Genomic DNA, 20,820 nt, shown 5'->3' on the forward strand with positions numbered 1-20,820 from the left:
CTGTCCGATCTTGACATGGAGGATGGGTAACTGGTGCGAGATCTACGGAGCTGGCTCGGGGCCTAAGGGCGGATACGGCATCCAGTTACCCGGTCTTGATATGCCTATCAAGATTGTGACAGCGGTCGATACCGTTCGCAATACCACGAACGGCATGAGGGGAATAATACAAGGTCGGATTAGGCCCTGCGGGCCGTAATCCGACAACATTGTTGGCTGTGCAAGTCGGATTACGCGCAAGCGCTAATCCGGCCTAGGTCCAGACGACCAACATTCACACCACCTTGCGTTCGCGCAAACCGTCGATCTGGCCGTCATCGAGGCCCAGCCACTGCTGCAACACCTCGTTCGTATGCTGCCCCAGCAAGGGCGGCGGCAAGCGGTATTGCACCGGCGAGCCGGACAGGCGCACGGGATTGGCCACCAGCGCCACTGTGCCCGCCGTCGGATGCGGCATCTCCACTTTCAAGCCGCGCGCCACTACTTGCGGGTCGGCAAAGACCTGGTCGATGCGGTTGACGGGGCCGCACGGTACGGCTTGCGCCTCGAAGGCGCTGATCCACTCTGCCGTCGTGCGCATGACCGTGGTCTGGCGCATCAAGGGAATCAGGATCGCCCGGTGCGCCACGCGCTGCGGATTGGTGGCGAAGCGTTCATCCTGCGCCCATTCCGGGTGGCCGGCGACGGCGCAAAAACGCGAAAACTGTCCATCGTTGCCGATCGCCAGAATCATGTCGCCATCGGCCGTGGGAAAGTCCTGGTACGGAACAATGTTCGGATGCGCATTGCCCATGCGCTGCGGCACCTTGCCGCCGCATAAGTAGTTCGCCGCCTGGTTGCCCAGCGCCGCCACTTGCACGTCGAGCAGGGCCAGGTCGATATGCTGGCCCAGGCCCGAGCGCTCGCGTTCGGCCAGCGCCGCCTGCACGGCGATGGTGGCGTACAGGCCCGTCAGGATGTCCGTCTGCGCCACGCCCACTTTTTGCGGCCCCGCACCCGGCTGGCCATCGGGCACGCCCGTGATGCTCATCAAGCCGCCCATGCCCTGGATCAAAAAGTCATAGCCGGCACGCGCCGCATACGGCCCATCCTGGCCGAAACCCGTGATGGAGCAGTACACGAGGCGCGGGTTGAGCGCCAGCAAGCTGGCTGAGTCCAGGCCGTATTGCTTCAAGCCATCCAGCTTGAAATTTTCCAGCAGCACGTCCGCTTCGGCCGCCAGCTTGCGCACCAGGGCTTGCCCTTCAGGCGCGGCCAGGTCAATGCACAAGGAGCGCTTGTTACGGTTGGCGCACTGGAAGTAGGCGGCCTCTGCCGTATCGCGGCCGTCCGCGTCTTTCAGATACGGCGGACCCCAGGAGCGCGTGTCGTCGCCGCGGCCCGGCTGCTCGACTTTCACCACGTCGGCGCCGAGGTCGGCCAGCATTTGTCCGGCCCACGGGCCGGCCAGCACGCGCGACAGGTCCAGTACGCGCAAGCCCGTCAACGGCGCGGGCCGCAGGGTGGAGGCGAGGGTGGAAGCCAAGGCGTCCATCAGTTGCTGAAGGCGGCGATGCCGGTGATGGCGCGGCCGATGATCAGCGCGTGCACATCGTGCGTGCCTTCATAGGTGTTGACCACTTCCAGGTTGACCAGGTGGCGGATGACGCCGAACTCGTCGGAGATGCCGTTGCCGCCCATCATGTCGCGCGCCATGCGGGCGATGTCCAGTGCCTTGCCGCAGCTGTTGCGTTTCATGATGGAGGTGATTTCCACGGCGGGAGAGCCTTCATCCTTCATGCGGCCCAGGCGCAAGCAGCCTTGCAAACCCATGGTGATTTCCGTCAGCATGTCAGCCAGTTTCTTTTGCACCAGCTGGTTCGCGGCCAATGGGCGGCCGAATTGCTGGCGGTCCATCGTGTACTGGCGCGCCTTCAGGTAGCAGTCTTCGGCCGCGCCCAGCGCACCCCAGGCGATGCCGTAGCGGGCGCTGTTCAGGCAAGTAAATGGACCCTTCAGGCCGCGCACGTCGGGGAAGGCGTTTTCTTCCGGGCAAAATACTTCATCCATGACGATTTCGCCGGTGATGCTGGTGCGCAAGCCGACCTTGCCGTGGATCTCGGGCGCCGATAAACCCTTCCAGCCTTTTTCCAGCACGAAGCCGCGGATCGCGCCTTCATCGTCCTTGGCCCAGACGACGAACACGTCGGCAATCGGGCTGTTGGTGATCCACATCTTGGCGCCGGAGATACTGTAGCCACCCGGCACCTTGCGCGCGCGCGTGACCATGCTGCCAGGATCGGAGCCGTGGTTCGGTTCCGTCAGGCCGAAGCAGCCGATGAATTCGCCCGTTGCCAATTTCGGCAGGTATTTCTGTTTGGTTTCTTCGTTGCCGAAGGCATTGATCGGCACCATCACCAGCGACGATTGCACGCTCATCATCGAGCGGTAGCCCGAATCGACGCGCTCGACTTCGCGCGCGGCCAGGCCGTAGCAAACGTAGTTCAGGCCGGCGCCGCCGTATTGTTCCGGAATCGTCGTGCCCAGCAAGCCCAACTCGCCCATTTCGCGGAAGATGGCGGCATCCGTGCGGCCATGGCGGAACGATTCGAGCACGCGCGGCACCAGGCTGCCCTGGCAGTAATCGCGGGCCGCTTCCAGCACGGCGCGTTCGTCGCCCGTCAGTTGTTCTTCCAGCAGCAGGGGGGAATTCCAGTCGAATACGGTTTTGCTCATCACAGGCCTCGCAGGTGAGCGCCGGTGATCGGCGCAAGATTGAATATGGCTCATGGTAGGTTTTTGCCTAGCCTTGCGCAAACGATTTTTTCGCACCCAGACATGCGTACTGCGCATATCTTGCGGCATACTAGGACCTTTCATTGGCCCGATACCCCCATGTCACGCAAAATCCCGATGCTGCAAGCGCTAAATTGTTTCGAAGCGGCCGCGCGCCACCAGAGCTACACGCATGCGGCGCGCGAACTGTCGCTGACGCAAAGCGCCGTGTCGCGGCAGATTTCATCGCTGGAAAGCTTTCTTGGCGTGCAACTATTCCAGCGCACGCGCCATGGCGTGCTGCTGACCAGCGCCGGCGCCGCGTATGCGCGGCAGATCGCGGCCCGCCTCGATGGCCTGGAGCGCGACACGCTCGATACCATGGCGCGCCAGGGCGGTGGCGGCGCCTTGCAGCTCGCGTCCGTGCCCACGTTCGCCACGCGCTGGCTGATGCCGCGGCTGTCGTCGCTGGCGGGCATGCATCCGGACATCGTCGTGCATATCGATGCCTACACGAAACCGTTCATGTTTGCCGATACGGAATACGACGGCGCCCTGTACGCGGGCACGCCCGAGCAACTGGCGCGCTGGCCCGGCACGCGCGCCACCTTGCTCATGCATGAAGAAATCGTGCCGGTCGCCAGCCCGCGCCTGCTGGCGGCGCGCAGCGCCTGGCAGCCGCAGGATTTATTGGAACTGACCTTGCTGCAGCAAAGTACGCGCCCGGGCGCCTGGCGCCAGTGGTTTGACGCGATGCAGGTCGATGGGGAACTGGCGCGCTACGGCGCCCGCTATGAGTTGTTTTCCATGCTGGCCATGGCGGCCGTGCAGGGACAGGGCGTGGTCTTGCTGCCCCGTATGCTGGTCGAGGCGGAACTGGCGCGCGGCGAGCTGCGCATTGCATGCGAGCGCCCACTGCGCGGCCAGCGCGCGTATTACCTGATCACGCCCGAGGCGGCGCATGAAAAATTGGCCTTGCAGCAGTTCCGCGTATGGCTGCAAGGCGAGGCGGCCTAGACGACCTTGGCCTTATCGAAGTGGGGATTGTCGATCAGGCCGATCTGGTTGCCGAAAGGGTCGAGCAATTCCACCGTGCGGATGCCGTCGCCCACGTCCGTGATCGGGTGGTGCAGGCTGCCGCCCAGTGCAACGATGCGCTCGACTTCCTGCTCGATGCCGTCCACGCCCCAGTACGTCACGCTGCCCTGCGTGCCGGGCTGGCCGTCCGGCAGCAATCCCAGCTCGAAGCCGCCGATGGCAAAGCCGACATAGAACGGCTGGTCGAAATACGGCGTGGTGCCGAATACCTGGCTGTACCAGGCCTTGGCCTTGTCCAGGTCGGGGACGGGATAGGTGACGGTGCGCAAGCCCTTGATCATGTTCTGCTCCTGTTGGTTGAAATTGTCGGTGAAATACCTGACCTCATGATGCCACCGGCACCTTGCGCGTGATTGGAAAAATGGAAGGTGCTCACGCGCGCCGGCCCGTCAGCCACGCCTCGGGCGAGCTGCGGGCGAATTCCTGGAAGTCGTGGATCAGGTGCGACTGGTCGAAATAACCATATTGCAAGGCTACTTGCGCCCAGTCATGCTGTCCCGCCATGCTTTGCATGGCCTGGCTGGCGGCGCGAAAACGGCAGATGCGGGCAAACAGCTTCGGGCTGATGCCCACTTGCTGGCGAAATTGCAGCGCCAGGTGCTGGCGCGACACGCCCAGCCGCTGCGCCAGGCCATCCACGCGCACCTGGCCCGATGCTGCCTCGATGGCCGCGATGGCATGGTCGGCCGCGCCGGCCTGGCGCCGTGGCGGCGCGGCGCGCAGGCGCAGCAGCAGATAGTCTTGCAAAATGGCAACTCTTTGCGCGTTGGACAGGGGTTCGCTCCACAGCACGTCGCCCAGGCGCGCCGCCAGCTCGCGGCCCCACAGCTGCCGCAGATCGGCACGTCCATCATTGAGTTCGCACAGGGGCAGCTGGAAGAAGCGCGCCGCCGCACCCGGCTTGAAGCGGGCCGCCACCGTCTGCACGAGGCCCTGGCTGACGACGGCAATCGGCGCCGTCATCATGCCCACGGCAAAGCTGGCGTCTTGCTGGTCCTGGCACAAAATATCGATGCAATTGTCGGGCAAGACCTGGTGCGTCAAGGGTGTGGCGCCCGTCTGCACGCGGCAGGTCCAGACGCAGTCCAGCCAGGGGCGCAGGGCGGGGCGGGGCGGATATTCCTGGTAGACGATCATGGCCGGCTTTGATGCAAAGAACAAGATTGCCCATATATTACACAGCATAATTGTGCGCTCGCAAAAATATGCCGGCCCGGGCCGCCAGCGCGCCGCGCTATCGGGCGGCGACAACCAGTATAATGCTCGGTTCATATCCACTATTGGCCGCACATCATGCAAGATAAATATAGTCCCGCCGACGTCGAACAAGCCGCCCAATCGCACTGGAAGGCGATCGACGCCTATAAAGCCGTCGAACACGACCCGCGTTTCCCAAAAGGCAAGTATTTTGCCTGCTCGATGCTGCCTTACCCTTCGGGCAAGCTGCACATGGGTCACGTGCGCAACTATACGATCAATGACGTGATGTACCGCTACCTGCGCATGAATGGCTACAACGTGCTCATGCCGATGGGCTGGGATGCGTTCGGCATGCCGGCGGAAAACGCGGCCATGGCCAACAACGTGCCGCCCGCGCAATGGACATATTCGAACATCGCCCACATGAAGCAGCAGATGGAATCGATGGGCCTGGCCATCGACTGGTCGCGCGAAATGACCGCCTGCAAGCCCGAATACTACAAGTGGAACCAGTGGATGTTCCTCAAGATGCTGGAAAAAGGCATCATCTACAAGAAGACCGGGACCGTGAACTGGGATCCGATCGACCAGACCGTGCTGGCCAACGAACAAGTGGTCGACGGCAAGGGCTGGCGTTCCGGCGCGCTGATCGAAAAGCGCGAAATCCCCATGTACTACGCGCGCATCACCGATTACGCGGAAGAGCTGTTGGCCTATGTCGATGACAAGCTGCCGGGCTGGCCCGAGCGCGTGCGCATCATGCAGACCAACTGGATCGGCAAGTCGACGGGCGTGCGCTTCGCTTTCCCGCATGAGATCAAGGATGCCGACGGCGCCCTGATCGGCGACGGCAAGCTGTATGTGTTTACCACGCGTCCGGACACCGTCATGGGCGTGACCTTCTGCGCCGTGGCCGCCGAACACCCGCTGGCCATCCACGCCGCGCAAAGCAATCCTGCGCTGGCCGCCTTCAACGCCGAATGCAAGCTCGGTTCCGTGATCGAGGCGGACATGGCGACGATGGAGAAGAAGGGCATGCCGACCGGCCTGTTCGTCACCCATCCGCTGACGGGCGCGCAAGTGGAAGTCTGGGTCGGCAACTACGTGCTGATCACCTACGGCGACGGCGCCGTGATGGGCGTGCCTGCGCACGACGAACGCGATTTCGGCTTTGCCAAGAAATACAATCTGCCGATCAAGCAAGTGATCGAAGTCAAGGGCCAGGAATTTTCGACGGACGCCTGGCAGGAATCGTATGGCAGCAAGGACGGCGTCTGCGTCGCCTCCGGCAAATACGATGGTCTGCATTTCGCGTCCGCCGTCGATGCGGTGGCCGCCGACCTGGCGGAGCTGGGTCTGGGCGAGAAGAAAACCACGTTCCGCCTGCGCGACTGGGGCATTTCGCGCCAGCGCTACTGGGGCACGCCGATCCCGATGATCCATTGCGCCGATTGCGGCGTGGTGCCGGTGCCGGAAAAAGACTTGCCGGTGGTGCTGCCGGAAGACTGCGTGCCGGACGGCACGGGCAACCCGCTGAACAAATACGAAGCCTTTTTGCAGTGCGACTGCCCGCAGTGCGGCAAGCCGGCGCGCCGCGAGACGGACACCATGGACACCTTCGTCGATTCGTCGTGGTACTACATGCGCTATACCTCGCCAGGCTCGAACGACGCCATGGTCGACGCGCGCAACGATTACTGGATGCCGATGGACCAGTACATCGGCGGCATCGAACACGCCGTCATGCATTTGCTGTACGCGCGCTTCTGGACCAAGATCATGCGCGACTTCGGCCTGGTCAAGTTCGACGAGCCGTTCGTCAACCTGCTGACGCAGGGCATGGTGCTCAACGAAACGTACTTCCGCAAGGACGCCGCCGGCAAGACCACCTGGTTCAACCCGGACGACGTGCGCCTGTCGCTCGATGACAAGGGCCGTCCGCAGTCCGCCGTCCTGGTGGCCGACGGCCAGCCGGTGGAAATCGGCGGCACGGAAAAAATGTCGAAGTCGAAGAACAACGGCATCGACCCGCAAGCACAGATCGAGCAGTATGGCGCCGACACGGCCCGCCTGTTCACCATGTTCGCTTCGCCGCCGGAACAGACGCTGGAATGGTCGGGCAGCGGTGTCGAAGGCGCGAACCGCTTCCTGCGCCGCGTGTGGAACTTCGGCTACGCCCAGTCGGCGACGATCCAGGCCGCACTGGCTGGCGGCGCCGCACCGGCCACGGGCGACGCACAGAAAAACCTGCGCCGCGAATTGCACAAGCTGCTGCAGCAAGCCGATTACGACTTGAAGCGCATCCAGTACAACACCGTGGTGTCGGCCTGCATGAAGATGCTCAACACGCTGGAATCGGCCAAGCTGGACGATAGCGCGCAGTCGAAGGCGCTGATCGCCGAAGGCTTCTCGATCTTCCTGCGCCTGCTCAATCCCGTCGCGCCGCACATCACCCACGTGCTGTGGCAAGAGCTTGGCTACGCTGGCGTGCACGGCGATCTGCTGAACGCGGCATGGCCGCAGGTCGACCCGCAAGCTTTGGTCCAGTCCGAGATCGAGATGATGATCCAGGTGAACGGCAAGCTGCGCGGCTCGATCACGGTGGCCAAGGATGCGGACAAGGCCAGCATCGAAGCGGCCGCGCTGGCGTGCGAAAGTGTGCGGAAGTACGTCGAGACCACGCCGAAGAAGATCATCGTCGTGCCAGGCAAGTTAATCAGCATCGTGGTGTAATCATGACGACTTCCTCTCCGACTTCCTCTCCAGTATCGCTGTTGGGCCGCCGCGCCGTGCTGGCGTTGGGCCTGACCGTCCTGCTGTCGGCCTGCGGCTTTCACTTGCGCGGTTCGAACGGCAGTTTCATGCTGCCGTTCGCGACGATATACATCGGCTTGCCCGACTCGTCGCCGCTGGCGATCGGCCTGAAGCGCTATATCCGCGCCATTGGCAGCACGGAAGTGGTCAATACCAGGGATGGCGCCGACGCCGTCCTTGAAGTGCTCTCCGATCCGGAGATGAATCGTACCAAGACCATTTTGTCCCTGAACACCAGCGGCCGCGTACAAGAGTATCAACTCGGCTATTCGATCAATTTCCGCGTCGTGGACAAGGCCGGCAACCAGTTGCTGGCACCGACGACCATCAGCCTGGTGCGTCCGATCACCTTTGACGACAAGCAGGTACTGGCCAAGGAAACGGAAGAAGCAGCGCTGTACCGCGACATGCGCAACGACCTGGTGCAGCAGATCATGCGCCGCCTGGCCGCCATCAAGCCGGTATTGCCAGCCATGTCGGTGGCGCCATTGTCACCGGTCAGCCCGGTGACGCCGGCCGCAGCAGCCCCGCAGCAGTAACGGGATCGCCATGCAATTGCGGATAGATGCGCTCGATGGGCATGTGGCCAAGCCGCTGGCGCAGCTGTATGTGATCACCAGCGACGAACACTTGCTGGCGCTGGAAGCGGCCGACAAGATCCGCCGCGCGGCGCGCGCGCAGGGATACTCCGAGCGCGACGTGCTGACGGTGGAGCGCAGCTTCAAGTGGGGTGAACTGCTGGCGGCGAACCAGGAGCTGTCGCTGTTCGGCGATAAAAAACTGATCGAACTGCGCATCCCCACGGGCAAGCCGGGCAAGGATGGCGGCGCGGCGCTGCAAAGCTACGCGAAAAACCTCAGTCCCGACAACCTGACCCTGATCACCTTGCCCAAGCTGGATTGGGCCACGCAAAAGGCGGCCTGGGTCGCCAGCCTGCAGCAGGCGGCCGTGTATATCGACATTCCGAATGTGGAACGGGCGCAGTTGCCAGCCTGGATATCGCAGCGCCTGGCCGCGCAGGGGCAAAGCGCCGAGCGTGCCAGCATCGACTTCATCGCCGAACGGGTGGAAGGCAATCTGCTCGCGGCGCACCAGGAAATCCAGAAGCTGGGCTTGCTGCACGCGGCGGGCAAGCTGACGTACGAACAAGTGCAGGACGCGGTGCTGAACGTGGCCCGCTACGATGTCTTCAAGCTGTCCGAAGCCATGCTGGCCGGCGACCCGGCGCGCCTGGTGCGCATGCTCGAAGGCTTGAAAGGCGAGGGCGAGGCGCTGCCGCTGGTCTTGTGGGCCGTCTCCGAGGAAATCCGTACGCTGTTAAAATTGAAGGCCGGCATGGCGCAAGGGCGTCCGCTGGGCGCGCTGCTGAAGGAATACCGCATCTGGGGTCCGCGCGAGCGGATGATGGAACCGGCCCTGCGGCGCATTTCGCTGCCCGTGCTGGAAGCGGCGCTGCAGCAGGCGGCGCAGGTGGACAAGATGATCAAGGGTTTGCGCGCCAAGGGCTACGCGGGCGATGCCTGGGACGCCATGCTGCAGCTGGGACTGAAGATCGCCCGAGGCTAGTTTTTTACTATATGGATACGAGCATGGACATCACAGAATATATGCAGGACGTGGGCACGCGCGCGCGCGCCGCTTCGCGCGCCATGGCGCGTGCCGACAGCGCCACGCGCAACCGCGCCTTGACCCTGATCGCCGCCGCCATCGTGCGCGATGCCGACCTGCTGCGCGCGGCCAACCAGCGCGACCTCGATGCGGCCGCCGCCGCCGGCCTGGCGCCGGCCATGCTCGACCGCCTGACCCTGTCCGACGCCGCCATCGCCACCATGGTCGAAGGCTTGACGCAAATCGTGTCGCTGGCCGACCCGATCGGCGAAATCTCGAACATGAAATTCCGTCCGACGGGCATCCAGGTGGGCCAGATGCGCGTGCCGCTGGGCGTCATCGGCATCATCTATGAAGCGCGTCCGAACGTGACGGTGGACGCGGCCGGCCTGTGCATCAAGAGCGGCAACGCGACGATTCTGCGCGGCGGTTCGGAAGCGATACATTGCAACCGCGCGCTGGCCAAGCTGGTGGCCGAGGGCTTGCAGGGAGCCGGCCTGCCGGCCGATGCCGTGCAAGTGATCGACACCACCGACCGCGCCGCCGTCGGCGCCCTGATCACCATGCCGCAGTACGTGGACGTCATCGTGCCGCGCGGCGGCAAGGGCCTGATCGCGCGCCTGATGGCCGAGGCCACCGTGCCGATGATCAAGCACCTCGACGGTATCTGCCACGTCTACATCGACGCCAAGGCCGATCTGAAAAAAGCGGTCGATATCGGCTTCAACGCGAAGTGCCACCGCTACGGCACCTGCAACACCATGGAAACCCTGCTCGTGTCGCGCGCCATCGCGGCCACCGTGCTGCCGCAGCTGGCCGAACTGTATCTGACCAAACAGGTGGAACTGCGCGCCGATCCCGAAAGCCATGCGATCCTGGCCGCCGCCGCTTATCCGCACCTGATAGCGGCCACCGAGGAAGACTGGTCCACCGAATACCTGGCCGCCATCCTGTCGGTGAAGGTGGTCGACGGCATCGACGAAGCGATGGACCACATCAACCGGTATTCCTCGAAGCACACGGAGTCCATCATCACGGAAGACTACAGCGATGCGCTGCGCTTCCTGCGCGAAGTCGATTCCGCCTCGGTGATGGTGAACGCCTCGACGCGCTTCGCCGACGGTTTCGAATATGGCCTGGGCGCCGAGATCGGCATCTCGAACGACAAGCTGCATGCGCGCGGTCCGGTGGGGCTGGAAGGCCTGACCTCGCTCAAGTACGTGGTTTTCGGCCACGGCGAAGTCCGCAAGTAAGCCCTGCGCGGGCGGCTCACGAGGCGGCCCGTTTTCTCCTTCTTCGATACCTCTGACACTGGGAACCCCATGCTCTTTCTCTGGACTAAAGCCTTCCACATCATCTTCGTCATGTCCTGGTTCGCCGGCCTGTTTTATTTGCCGCGCATCTTCGTGAACCTGGCGATGGAGACGGAAACCGTGGCGACGGAACGCCTGCTGCTGATGGCGCGCAAGCTGTACCGCTTCATGTCGCTGCTGGCGCTGCCGGCCATGGTGCTGGGACTGGCGTTGATGTGGATGCTGTATGGCGGCGAAGGCCGCATGAAGATGCCGGGCTGGATGCACGCCAAGCTGACGTTCGTGGTGCTGTTGCTCGGCTATCACCACGCCTGCGGTGCCATCCTGCGCAAGTTTGAAAAAGGCCTCAACAAGCGCAGCCACAAATGGTACCGCTACTTCAATGAAGTGCCGGTGCTGATGCTGCTGGCCGTCGTCGTGCTGGTCGTGGTCAAGCCTTTCTAAGGGAGTCGAAATGAGTGCAAGCCAGAGCAAAGTCGTGCAGTATTTTTTTGCGCCCCACTCGCCATGGACCTACCTGGGGCACGCGCGCCTGATGGCCATCGCCGCGAAGACAGGCGCACAGATCGACGTGCGTCCCTTTGACCTGGGCAAGGTCTTCAGCGTTTCGGGCGGCCTGCCGCTGGCCAAGCGGGCACCGCAGCGCCAGGCGTACCGCCTGGCCGAACTGGCGCGCTGGTCGGCCTTTTTGCAGGTGCCTTTGAATCTGCAGCCGAAGTTTTTCCCCGTATCGCCGGAAGCGTCGGCCAAGCTGATCATCGCCACGCGCCTGGCGCACGGCGTGGAAGCGTCGCTGAAGCTGGCGCACGCCATCATGCGCGGCCTGTGGGCTGAAGAGCGCAACATCGGCGACGAGGAAACCCTGGTGCAGATCGCGCTCGATGCCGGTTTCGATGGCCGCCAGTTGCTGAAAACGTCGGAGACGGCCAGCGTGCAGGCGGAATACGATGCCAATACGGAAGCGGCCACCGCTGCTTCAGTGTTCGGTTCGCCGTGGTACATCGTCGATGGCGAAGGGTTCTGGGGACAGGACCGCCTCGATTTTGTCGAGCGCGCGCTGGAGAAGTAATAGTGAGAGTGAGCGGCAGGTCGGATTAGCGTGGCAAAGCCGCGCGTAATCCGACAAGCGCAGTGTGCGGCATGTCGGCTTACGCCGACCTGCGCCGACCTGCGCAAGATATTGATGTAGGTCGGCTTAGCGTTGCGGGCGTCAGCCGACAAGTTTTGAAATTTTTAGTTAATTGTTTTTCAACGGATAAAAGGTACACCATGGCTTCATATTTTTGCCCATGCCCGCGCGGCATGGAAGCGGCGCTGGCCGAGGAACTGGGCGAGATCGCCCAGGATAGCGCGACCATGAAGGTCCACAACCAGGTTCCGGGCGGCGTCCATTGCTCGGGCGACCTGCTCGATTCCTACCGCATCAACCTGCATTCGCGCATCGCTTCGCGCGTGCTGATGCGCATGGCCCATTCCGGCTACAAGACGGAAAACGATATTTACGACCTGACCCTGGCGCAAGCGTGGGAAGACTGGTTCGGCGTGCACCACACGATCCGCGTTGACGTCACGGCCGTGAAATCGCCGCTGCGCAGCCTGGAATTCACGACATTGAAAATCAAGGATGCGATCTGCGACCGCTTCCGCGACCAGTTCAACGAGCGTCCATCGGTCAACACCAAGACGCCGGACATGCGCATCGTCGGCTTCCTCGACGCGCATACCTTCACCGTCTACCTCGACACCTCGGGCGAAGCCCTGTTCAAGCGCGGCTGGCGCGAAGAGACGGGCGACGCGCCGCTGCGCGAAAACCTGGCCGCAGGCCTGCTGCGCGTGTCGGGCTGGAAGCCTGGCATGGTGCTGTTCGACCCGATGTGCGGCTCCGGCACCATTCTGGCCGAAGCGGCGCAGATGCTGCAAGGGATTCCGCCGGGCGCATCGCGCCAGTTCGCGTTTGAAAACTTCCACGACTTCGATCCGGCACCGTGGAATGCCATGAAAAACGCCATCAAGGTCAATCCGCTGCCGGCCGAACCGACCATTTTCGGCAGCGACATTTCGGGCGACATGGTCGCCATGACGCGCCATAATCTGCGTTGCGCCGGCGTGCGCTTCGACGTACCCCTGAAACAGATCGAGGCGCAGGAAGTCAAGCCGCCGAGCGACGTGCCGGGCATCATGCTGACCAACCCGCCGTACGGCGAGCGTATCGGCGTGCGCGGCGACAGCACCATCCCGGAAGATGAACTGTCGACGTCGTTCTATTCGGCCATGGGCACGACCCTGAAGCAGCGTTTCGCCGGCTGGACCGTGTTCCTGTTCACGGCCGACCTGGGCCTGCCCAAGCTGCTGCGTCTGAAGGAAGCGCGCAAGACGCCATTCTTCAACGGCGCGCTGGAATGCCGTTTGTTCCGCTTCGATATGGTGGCAGGATACAACCGCCGCGAAGAAGCGAAACCGAAACCACCGCAGTAAGCGTTTACCGCAAGACAACCGCAGTAACCCTGCGCGCGGACCGAAACCGGTCCGCGCGCCACTTTGGACCCGCCATGCTTCCCACCCCTCCGGCCGATGTGCCGCCCGACCCGGTCACGCCCGTTCCACCTCCCACGCCGAGCCACATGGCGCCGCTGAGCCGCGGTGCGCTGGCGATGATGCTGGCCGGGCTGTCGATGCTGGGCCCTTTGTCGATCGACACCTACCTGCCCGCGTTTGGCGCGATCCAGGGTTCGTTGCAGGCGTCGCCGCTGGAAGTGCAGCAGTCGCTGACGTTCTACATGCTGGCCTTCGCCGGCATGGTGCTGTGGCATGGCGCCATCTCGGATACCTACGGCAGGCGCAACGTCATCCTCGTGTCGCTGCTGATGTTTGCCATCGGCTCGCTCGGTTGCGCCTCGGCGCACACGGTGCATTACCTGTGGTTCTTCCGCATCATGCAGGGCGTCTCGGCCGGCGCCGGCGTGGTGATCAGCCGCGCCATCATCCGCGACCTGTATGCCGATGCGGCGGCGGCGCGGCTGCTGTCGCTGGTGACGATGATCTTTTCCATCGCGCCGGCCGTGGCGCCGATTCTGGGCGGCTGGATCGTCATCTGGTTCGACTGGCGCTCAATCTTCCTGTTCCTCGCCTTTTACACGCTGGTGCTGCTGGCGTTCTGCTACTGGCGCCTGCCCGAAACCCTGCCGATGGAAAAGCGCCAGCCCTTCAATCCCCGCTTCCTGGCGTCGAGCTATGGCCAGATCCTGCGCTCGCCGCTGTTCCACATCAAGGCCGGCATCGTCGCCCTCAATTTCGCGGGCCTGTTCCTGTTCATCACGGCCGCGCCGGAAATGCTGCCCAAGCAGCTGGGCCTGGGGCCATCGCAATTCGCCTGGCTGTTCATTCCCTGCGTGAGCGGCATCTTCATGGGCGCCGCGGCGGCCAACCGCATCGCCGGCAAGGTCACGTTCGCGCGCCAGATCGGCATCGGCTTTGCCTTCCTGCTGTGCGCCGCCAGCGTCAATGTGGTGTATCACCTGTTCCTGCCGCCCTCCTTGCCCTGGTCGGTGCTGCCGCTGTTCTTCTACACCTTCGGCATGTCGCTGGTGGGGCCGGGCGCGACCCTGCTGGCGCTCGATCTGTTCCCGCACATCCGCGGCACGGTGGCCTCGTGCCAGTCGTTTGCCAGCACCTTGCTGGGCGCCGTCGTGGCCGGCCTGATCTCGCCGCTGTTGTCCGGTTCCGTGCTGTGGCTGGCGTCGGGCCAGCTGGCGTTTACCGGCCTGGCGCTGGCGCTGTGGCTGATATCGCGGCGCTTCCGCCACCGGTTGCTGGGTTCCTTCAAGGCATAAGTTTCCATGCCAGAACGCTGGATTTATTTCAACTTAATTTTCTATATTGCAAGTAATATCCGGCGCTTATGATAAGATGACTGCTTTTCCCGGCATCCTCTCAGGCGACATTTTTTGGGTTACAGGAGTGGAGGATTCCTCTGAACGTGGCCGCGCTTCGCTGCTGAGCGCTCTTCCTTTTCAAACCGGCAATGCCTGATACGATGCATCAATCTGATCAAGATATTCGCAATCGCCTGCTGATTGCCCGCCTGCCGGCCATGCCGCAGATCCTCCTCAAGCTGATCGCCCACCTGCAGGCCGACGATGCCGGCATGCCGGAGCTGGCCGCGCTGATCGCCAAGGATGCGGGCATGACCAGCAAGATCCTCGGCGTGGCCAGCAGCTCGGCTTACCATCGGCAGAGCAAAGTCGTCAGCCTGGAACAGTCGCTCGTGTCGCTGGGCACGGACATGATCAAGACCCTGGTCATCAGCGAATCCGTCTTCCAGACCTTCAACAGCTTTCCCCATTCCGGCAGCACGGATTTGCGCGCCTTCTGGAAAAGTTCGCTGTCGGCTGCCGTCATGGCGCGCGCGCTGGCCAAGGCCATGGCCTATCCGCACGTCGAGGAAGCATATCTGGCTGGCTTGCTGCACAACGTGGGCCGCCTGGCCCTGCTGGCCACGGCGCCGAAGGAATACGCGTTCAATTTCACGGCGCGCGACGATGCCGCCCTGTGCGCGGTGGAGCAGCGTACCTTGCAGATCACGCATGCCGAAGCGGGCGCCTGGTTGATCGAGCGCTGGCATCTCGATTCCTTCCTGGCCGACAGCGTGCTGTATCACCATGAACCGCTGGCGCGCCTGGAAGCGAGCCATCCCCTGATCCGCATCGTGCGCCTGGCGCACCTGCTGTGCTGCCATGCCGACGATGCGGAGTCGATCAGGCAGGCGGCAAGCCTGTGCGCGCTGGACGTCGAGACACTGGACGAGCTGGCCGGCAGCGTCGCGCGCCAGGTGGAGCAGGCCGCGCAGCACCTGGGCATCGACCTGGCCGGCGCGGACGATATCGCCACGCCGCCCGCCTATGCGCCGCCAGCGGTCGATCCGGTGCAGCGGCGCCTGTCCGACGAAGTGCGCAATATGGTGCTGGTGTCCGAAGTGGGCCAGACCTTCGCCCGGCAGCAGGACGAGAGCAGCCTGCTCGAAGCCATCACGCGCTCGGCGCGCATCCTGTTCGATTTCGACACCGCCGTCATCCTGCTGCAAAACCCCACCGGCCATGCGCTTGTCGGCGTGGCGGCGGGAGAGCATCAGCAGCGCCTGGCCGGCTTCTCGATCCCGCTGGCCAAGGGCGGCCTCCTGGCCGCCTCGGCGCTGGAGTGCCAGCTGGCGTTCCTGAAACGCGACATGCCGGCGCTGGGCATCGTCGAGGAGCAGCTGTTCCGCATTCTCGGTACCGACAGCCTGGTCTGCGTGCCCTTGGTGTCGGGCCAGCGCAGCCTGGGCGTGCTCATTGGCGGCGTGGCGGCGTGGCAGATTCCCGCTTGCCAGAAGCGCGAGGGTTTCCTGCGCGCGTATGCCAACCAGGCCGCCACGGCGCTGGAATCGGCCATCAGCGCGCGCGGGCTGGCGCGGCGCCAGCTCGATCACGTGACCGAGGAATACCGCGCCGCGTCGCGCCGCGTGGTACACGAAGTGAATAACCCGCTGTCCATCATCAAGAACTATCTGAGCGTGCTCGATCACAAGTTGGAGAAGCAGGAACCGGTGTCGGGCGAAATGGCGATCCTGAACGAGGAAATCGACCGGGTCGGCCAGTTGATCGGCGGCCTGGCCGATCTGCAGCCGGCGGCGGCCAGCGGCGTGACCGATTGCGCGCGCGTGGTCGACGATGTGCTGCGCCTGTTCCGCGCCACCGACTTCCTGCCGCCGAAGATCGAGGTGGTCACGCGCATGCAGGACGCGCCATGCGAGGTGGAGGCCGATGCCGACATGCTCAAGCAAATCCTGCTCAACTTGCTGAAAAACGCCGTCGAAGCCCTGCCCGATGGCGGGCGCATCGAAGTGGCGAACCGCGGCCACGTGAACCGCGACCGCCGCCTGTACCTGGAGCTGTGCGTCAGCGACAATGGCGCCGGCCTGGCGCCGGACGTGCTGGCCAATCTGTTTTCCCCCGTGCGCAGCAGCAAGGCAGGCGCGCATCACGGCCTGGGCTTGTCCATCGTGCATGACCTGGTCACGCGCCTGCATGGCGTGATTGGCTGCCGCAGCAGCAAGTCCGGCACCTCGTTTGAAATTTTACTGCCCATTCCCTTGCCGGCAAGCGCTGCAGCCGCGCTGCCCTCGCCCGGCAATACCGCCATGTCTTCGTAACGTCCATGAACTCCTCCGCCATTCCGTTTGACCCGGAAAACAGCCCGCGCATTTTGCTGGTCGACGACGAGCCACGCCTGCTCGCCTCTCTCCACGAATTGCTGAAGGACCGCGGCTACCAGCTGCACACGGCCACCTGCGGCAGCGAGGCGCTGGCGCAGTTGTCGAAACTGCGCTTCGACCTGATCCTGCTCGACTTGCGCCTGCCCGACATGAGCGGCCATGAAATCATGGACCACATCAACCGGCGCGGCATCGAGGGCGACGTGATCGTCATGAGCGGCGACGTCGGCATCGAGGCGGCCATCGGCGCCCTCAAACGCGGGGCCTACGATTATCTGCGCAAGCCGTACAGCCGCGAGGAGCTGCTCAAGACGGTGGAGAACGCGCTGCAAAAGAGCCAGCTGGCGCTGGAGAACGAGCGCATCGCGCTGCAGCTGGAAAACTCGGAAAAGATGTACCGCTACCTGGTCGACAGCTCGCCCGACATCATCTATACCCTGAACCACGAAGGCCGCATCACCTTCATCAACGACCGGGTGCACCAGTTGCTGGGCTTTAGCCGCGAGGAGCTGATCGGCAGCCATTACTCGATTCTCGTGCACGATGAAGACCAGGAGCGGGCGCGCTATGCCTTCAACGAGCGCCGCCTCGACGAGCGCGCCTCGCGCAATGTGGAACTGCGCCTGAAGTGCCATAGCGGCAGCGGCAGCGACCGGACCTTCAACAACACCCTGATGACGATTCCGCTCAACTCGATCGGCATGCACGGCCACGATCAGGAAGCGAAAAAGCAGGAGTACTTCGGCACCTACGGCGTGGCGCGCGACATCACCGACCGCAAGCGCGCCGAGGAAGTCATCTCTTACCAGGCCTATCACGACATCCTGACGGACCTGCCGAACCGCATGCTGTTCAAGGATCGCCTGGGGCTGGCCGTGATCCAGGCGCGGCGCAAGCTGACGGAACTGGCCGTGATGTTCATCGACCTCGATCGTTTCAAGCTGGTCAACGACACCCTGGGCCACGTGAAGGGCGACGAGCTGCTGCAGCAGGTGGCGCTGCGCCTGAAGGATTGTTTGCGCCGCGGCGATACCCTGGCGCGCCAGGGCGGCGATGAATTCACCATCGTGCTGCCGGAACTGCGCGACCGCCAGGATGCGCGCCTGATCGCCGACAAATTCCTCGCATGCCTGCACCAGCCGTTCGACCTCGATGGCAACCAGGTGCATATTTCGGCGTCCATCGGCATCGCGATCTATCCGGGTGACGGCGAGACCATCGACGAGCTGCTGCGCCACGCCGACATCGCCATGTATCAGGTCAAGGCGCTGGGCAAGAATGGCCACAGTTTCTATCACGAGTCCATGCTCGACGTGTCGCACCAGAAGATCGCGCTCGAACAGAGCCTGCGCAAGGCGCTGGAGCTGAACCAGCTGGAGATGTATTACCAGCCGCAGGTGGACGTGATGACGGGCCGTATCGTCGGCGCCGAAGGCCTGATGCGCTGGAACCACCCGCAGCGGGGCTTGCTGACGGCCGGCGAATTTTTGCCGTTCGCCGAGGAAAACGGCTTGATGCTGCCGATCTCGGACTGGATGCTGGGCGCCCTGTGCCGCGACCTGGTGCAGTGGAACGCGGCCGGCGGCGAAGCCGTGCGCCTGTCGCTGAACCTGTCGCCGCAATACCTGGACCGGGGCGACTTTTTCGAGAAGATGCGCGGCGCGCTGACGCGCTACGGTATCGCGCCGGAAAAGATCGAAGTCGAGATCACGGAAAACATCTGTATCCGCAATCCGCAGTATGCGATCGAGCAGTTGAACAAGCTGTGCCAGCTGGGCGTGTCGGTGGCCATCGACGATTTCGGCACCGGCTATTCCTCGCTGTCGTACCTGCACCGCTTTCCCATCCACACCATCAAGATCGACCAGTCGTTTGTGAAGGAAATCCATGACGAGCACGGACACTATCCCGTCATCCTGGCCATCATCTCGATCGCGCGCGGCCTGGGCCTGCACCTGATCGCCGAGGGCGTGGAGACGGAAGGGCAGGCGCGCTACCTGCAGGACAAGGGCTGCACCACGATGCAGGGCTATCTGTACCACCGGCCCATTTCGCTGGGCAGTTTTATCGGCGTGCTGCAGGAGCAGAACCGCCTGATCGCCGATGCCGCCCCCGCGCCGTCCCCGACGCTGACCATCGAGGCTTGACCGTGTCGCTTGCCGATCCCCGCTCCACGGCCGCCCAGTCCACGGCTGCGCATTACACCGCAGATTACCTGCGCCTGAAAGGACTGGCCGAGAAAGGCAATGCGAACGCCCAGCACAGCCTGGGCTTCATGTATTTCAATGGCCAGGGCATCGAACAAAGCTATGCGCTGGCGCTGCACTGGTATGGCCTGGCCGCCGCGCAGGGACTCGAGCATGCGCAATACAACCTGGGCGTGATGTGCCAGAAGGGGCAGGGTGTGCCGCAGGATTTTACGCAGGCGGCGCACTGGTACCAACAGGCGGCCGAGCAGGGCTACGCGGCGGCGCAGTACAACCTGGGCTGGCTGTATGCCAAGGGCCAGGGCATCGCGCAAGATAGCGGGCAAGCCATGCTGTGGTTCAGCCGCGCGGCGGAACAGGGCGACGCGGGCGCGCAGAATAATCTGGGCATGATGTATGACAATGGCAAGGGCGTGCCGCAGGACTTCGTGCAAGCCATCGCCTGGTACCGCAAGGCCGCCGAACAGGGCTATGCGCGCGCGCAGTTCAACCTGGGTCTGCGCTACGACAATGGCCAGGGCGTGCGCCAGGATCGCCAGCAGGCGACGGCCTGGATGCGCAAGGCCGCCGAGCAGGGCTATGCGCCGGCCCAGTTCAATCTGGCGCTGCGCTATGAAAATGGCGATGTGCTGCCGCAGGACAGCAGGCAGGCGATCGCCTGGTACCGGCGCGCGGCCGGGCAGGGCCACGCCAGTTCGCAGTTCAACCTGGGCCTGATCTACGACAATGGCCAGGGCGTGCCTTGCGATAAACAGGCGGCGCTGGAATGGTATGCCAAGGCGGCGGGACTGGGTCATGCGGCGGCCCAGCACAATCTGGGCCTGCATCATGAACATGGCGCCCACGACTACGCGCAGGCGCAAGCGTTTTACCGCCAGGCCGCCGAGCAGGGCTTCCCCGCCGCGCAGTATCAGCTGGGACTGCTGCATGAGCATGGACAGGGCGTGCCTGCCGATGCGCAGGAAGCCATCTTCTGGTACCGCAAGGCGGCCGACCAGGGACATGTGCGCGCGCAGTTCGACCTGGGCCTGCGCTATGAGCATGGCCAAGGTGTGCCGCAGGATCTGTCGCTGGCGCTGGAATGGTACCGCCGCGCCGCCGAGCAGGATTACGCGCCGGCGCAATACATGCAGGGCGTCTTGCACGACCGCGACGATGGTCCGGCACCCGACAGCCAGCAAGCCTGCGCCTGTTACTGCCGCGCCGCCGCCCAGGGCCACAGCCTGGCCCAGTTCGCGCTGGGCCTGCGCCATGACAATGGCCAGGACGTGCCGCAGGACTATGCCGCCGCTTGGGACTGGTATGCGCTGGCCGCGCGCCAAGGCCATGCGCGGGCGCAGATGAATCTGGGCTTGATGGCCGCCAGCGGCCAGGGCGGCCCGCTTGATTTGCAGCAGGCGTATATCTGGCTGTCGATGGCGGCGGCGGCCGGCGTGGCCGGTGCGGAAAAATCCCTGCGCCAGACGGCGGCGCGCATGCGCGAGACGGATCTGAAGCAGGTGCGCCAGCGCCTGGAGGCGCTGGCCGATTAATTCACGCTCTCATTAAAATCGTCGCGCGCCACGCTGGCATTGAA

The 20,820-nt window shown here is 63.8% G+C and carries 16 protein-coding genes; 12 read left to right on the plus strand and 4 right to left on the minus strand.

Going from position 1 to position 20,820, the window contains the following annotated elements:
* Positions 1-274: 274 nt before the first annotated feature.
* Both CBW66_RS07655 and CBW66_RS07660 read right to left on the minus strand, forming a co-directional pair.
* On the minus strand, positions 275-1,534 hold the full coding sequence (locus tag CBW66_RS07655; protein ID WP_086137795.1) for a CaiB/BaiF CoA-transferase family protein: 1,260 nt from the start codon (positions 1,532-1,534) through the stop codon (positions 275-277).
* The gene (locus tag CBW66_RS07660) at positions 1,534-2,715 is read right to left on the minus strand and encodes an acyl-CoA dehydrogenase (protein WP_086137796.1); all 1,182 of its coding nucleotides are present in this window, start codon (positions 2,713-2,715) and stop codon (positions 1,534-1,536) included. Before CBW66_RS07660 ends, CBW66_RS07655 begins: the two co-directional genes overlap by 1 nt.
* 159 nt (positions 2,716-2,874) lie before the next feature.
* On the opposite strand from CBW66_RS07660, the gene CBW66_RS07665 reads away from it, so the two are divergent.
* Positions 2,875-3,771, plus strand: coding sequence for a LysR substrate-binding domain-containing protein (locus CBW66_RS07665; RefSeq protein WP_170932989.1), 897 nt, complete (start codon positions 2,875-2,877; stop codon positions 3,769-3,771).
* Here the strand turns inward: CBW66_RS07665 and CBW66_RS07670 are convergent.
* Entirely contained in the window at positions 3,768-4,133 is a 366-nt protein-coding gene (locus CBW66_RS07670) for a VOC family protein (RefSeq protein WP_086137798.1), read from the minus strand. The genes CBW66_RS07665 and CBW66_RS07670 overlap by 4 nt on opposite strands.
* 91 nt (positions 4,134-4,224) lie before the next feature.
* Entirely contained in the window at positions 4,225-5,013 is a 789-nt protein-coding gene (locus CBW66_RS07675; protein WP_230492077.1) for a DUF6597 domain-containing transcriptional factor, read from the minus strand.
* A gap of 132 nt (positions 5,014-5,145) precedes the next feature.
* On the opposite strand from CBW66_RS07675, the gene leuS reads away from it, so the two are divergent.
* The 11 genes from leuS to CBW66_RS07730 all read left to right on the plus strand — a co-directional run bounded on the left by leuS (position 5,146) and on the right by CBW66_RS07730 (position 20,776).
* On the plus strand, positions 5,146-7,785 hold the full coding sequence (gene leuS, locus CBW66_RS07680) for a leucine--tRNA ligase (protein ID WP_086137799.1): 2,640 nt from the start codon (positions 5,146-5,148) through the stop codon (positions 7,783-7,785).
* Between the two features lie 2 nt (positions 7,786-7,787).
* Positions 7,788-8,405 carry an LPS assembly lipoprotein LptE gene (lptE, locus tag CBW66_RS07685; RefSeq protein WP_086137800.1) on the plus strand — a complete coding sequence of 206 codons (618 nt, stop codon included), beginning with the start codon at positions 7,788-7,790 and terminating at the stop codon, positions 8,403-8,405.
* A 10-nt stretch (positions 8,406-8,415) separates the two neighbouring features.
* On the plus strand, positions 8,416-9,432 hold the full coding sequence (holA, locus tag CBW66_RS07690) for a DNA polymerase III subunit delta (protein ID WP_058048018.1): 1,017 nt from the start codon (positions 8,416-8,418) through the stop codon (positions 9,430-9,432).
* A 23-nt stretch (positions 9,433-9,455) separates the two neighbouring features.
* Positions 9,456-10,727, plus strand: a complete 1,272-nt coding sequence (locus CBW66_RS07695; RefSeq protein WP_086137801.1) for a glutamate-5-semialdehyde dehydrogenase — start codon at positions 9,456-9,458, stop codon at positions 10,725-10,727.
* Positions 10,728-10,796: 69 nt separating this feature from the next.
* Positions 10,797-11,231 carry a CopD family protein gene (locus tag CBW66_RS07700; RefSeq protein WP_086137802.1) on the plus strand — a complete coding sequence of 145 codons (435 nt, stop codon included), beginning with the start codon at positions 10,797-10,799 and terminating at the stop codon, positions 11,229-11,231.
* A gap of 10 nt (positions 11,232-11,241) precedes the next feature.
* Positions 11,242-11,856: a 2-hydroxychromene-2-carboxylate isomerase gene (locus tag CBW66_RS07705; protein WP_086137803.1), complete on the plus strand. Its 615-nt coding sequence runs from the start codon at positions 11,242-11,244 to the stop codon at positions 11,854-11,856.
* 233 nt (positions 11,857-12,089) lie between these two features.
* On the plus strand, positions 12,090-13,262 hold the full coding sequence (locus tag CBW66_RS07710) for a class I SAM-dependent RNA methyltransferase (RefSeq protein ID WP_086137804.1): 1,173 nt from the start codon (positions 12,090-12,092) through the stop codon (positions 13,260-13,262).
* Between the two features lie 74 nt (positions 13,263-13,336).
* Positions 13,337-14,617 carry a multidrug effflux MFS transporter gene (locus tag CBW66_RS07715; protein ID WP_205701176.1) on the plus strand — a complete coding sequence of 427 codons (1,281 nt, stop codon included), beginning with the start codon at positions 13,337-13,339 and terminating at the stop codon, positions 14,615-14,617.
* A 203-nt stretch (positions 14,618-14,820) separates the two neighbouring features.
* Complete coding sequence (locus CBW66_RS07720; protein ID WP_230492078.1) at positions 14,821-16,974, plus strand: HDOD domain-containing protein; 2,154 nt, start codon at positions 14,821-14,823, stop codon at positions 16,972-16,974.
* A 5-nt stretch (positions 16,975-16,979) separates the two neighbouring features.
* The gene (locus CBW66_RS07725) at positions 16,980-19,184 is read left to right on the plus strand and encodes an EAL domain-containing protein (RefSeq protein WP_086137807.1); all 2,205 of its coding nucleotides are present in this window, start codon (positions 16,980-16,982) and stop codon (positions 19,182-19,184) included.
* A 2-nt stretch (positions 19,185-19,186) separates the two neighbouring features.
* Complete coding sequence (locus tag CBW66_RS07730; RefSeq protein ID WP_086137951.1) at positions 19,187-20,776, plus strand: SEL1-like repeat protein; 1,590 nt, start codon at positions 19,187-19,189, stop codon at positions 20,774-20,776.
* The last annotated feature ends 44 nt before the right edge of the window (positions 20,777-20,820 follow it).

It is taken from the genome of Janthinobacterium sp. GW456P (assembly GCF_002127655.1).
GTDB lineage: Bacteria > Pseudomonadota > Gammaproteobacteria > Burkholderiales > Burkholderiaceae_D > Janthinobacterium.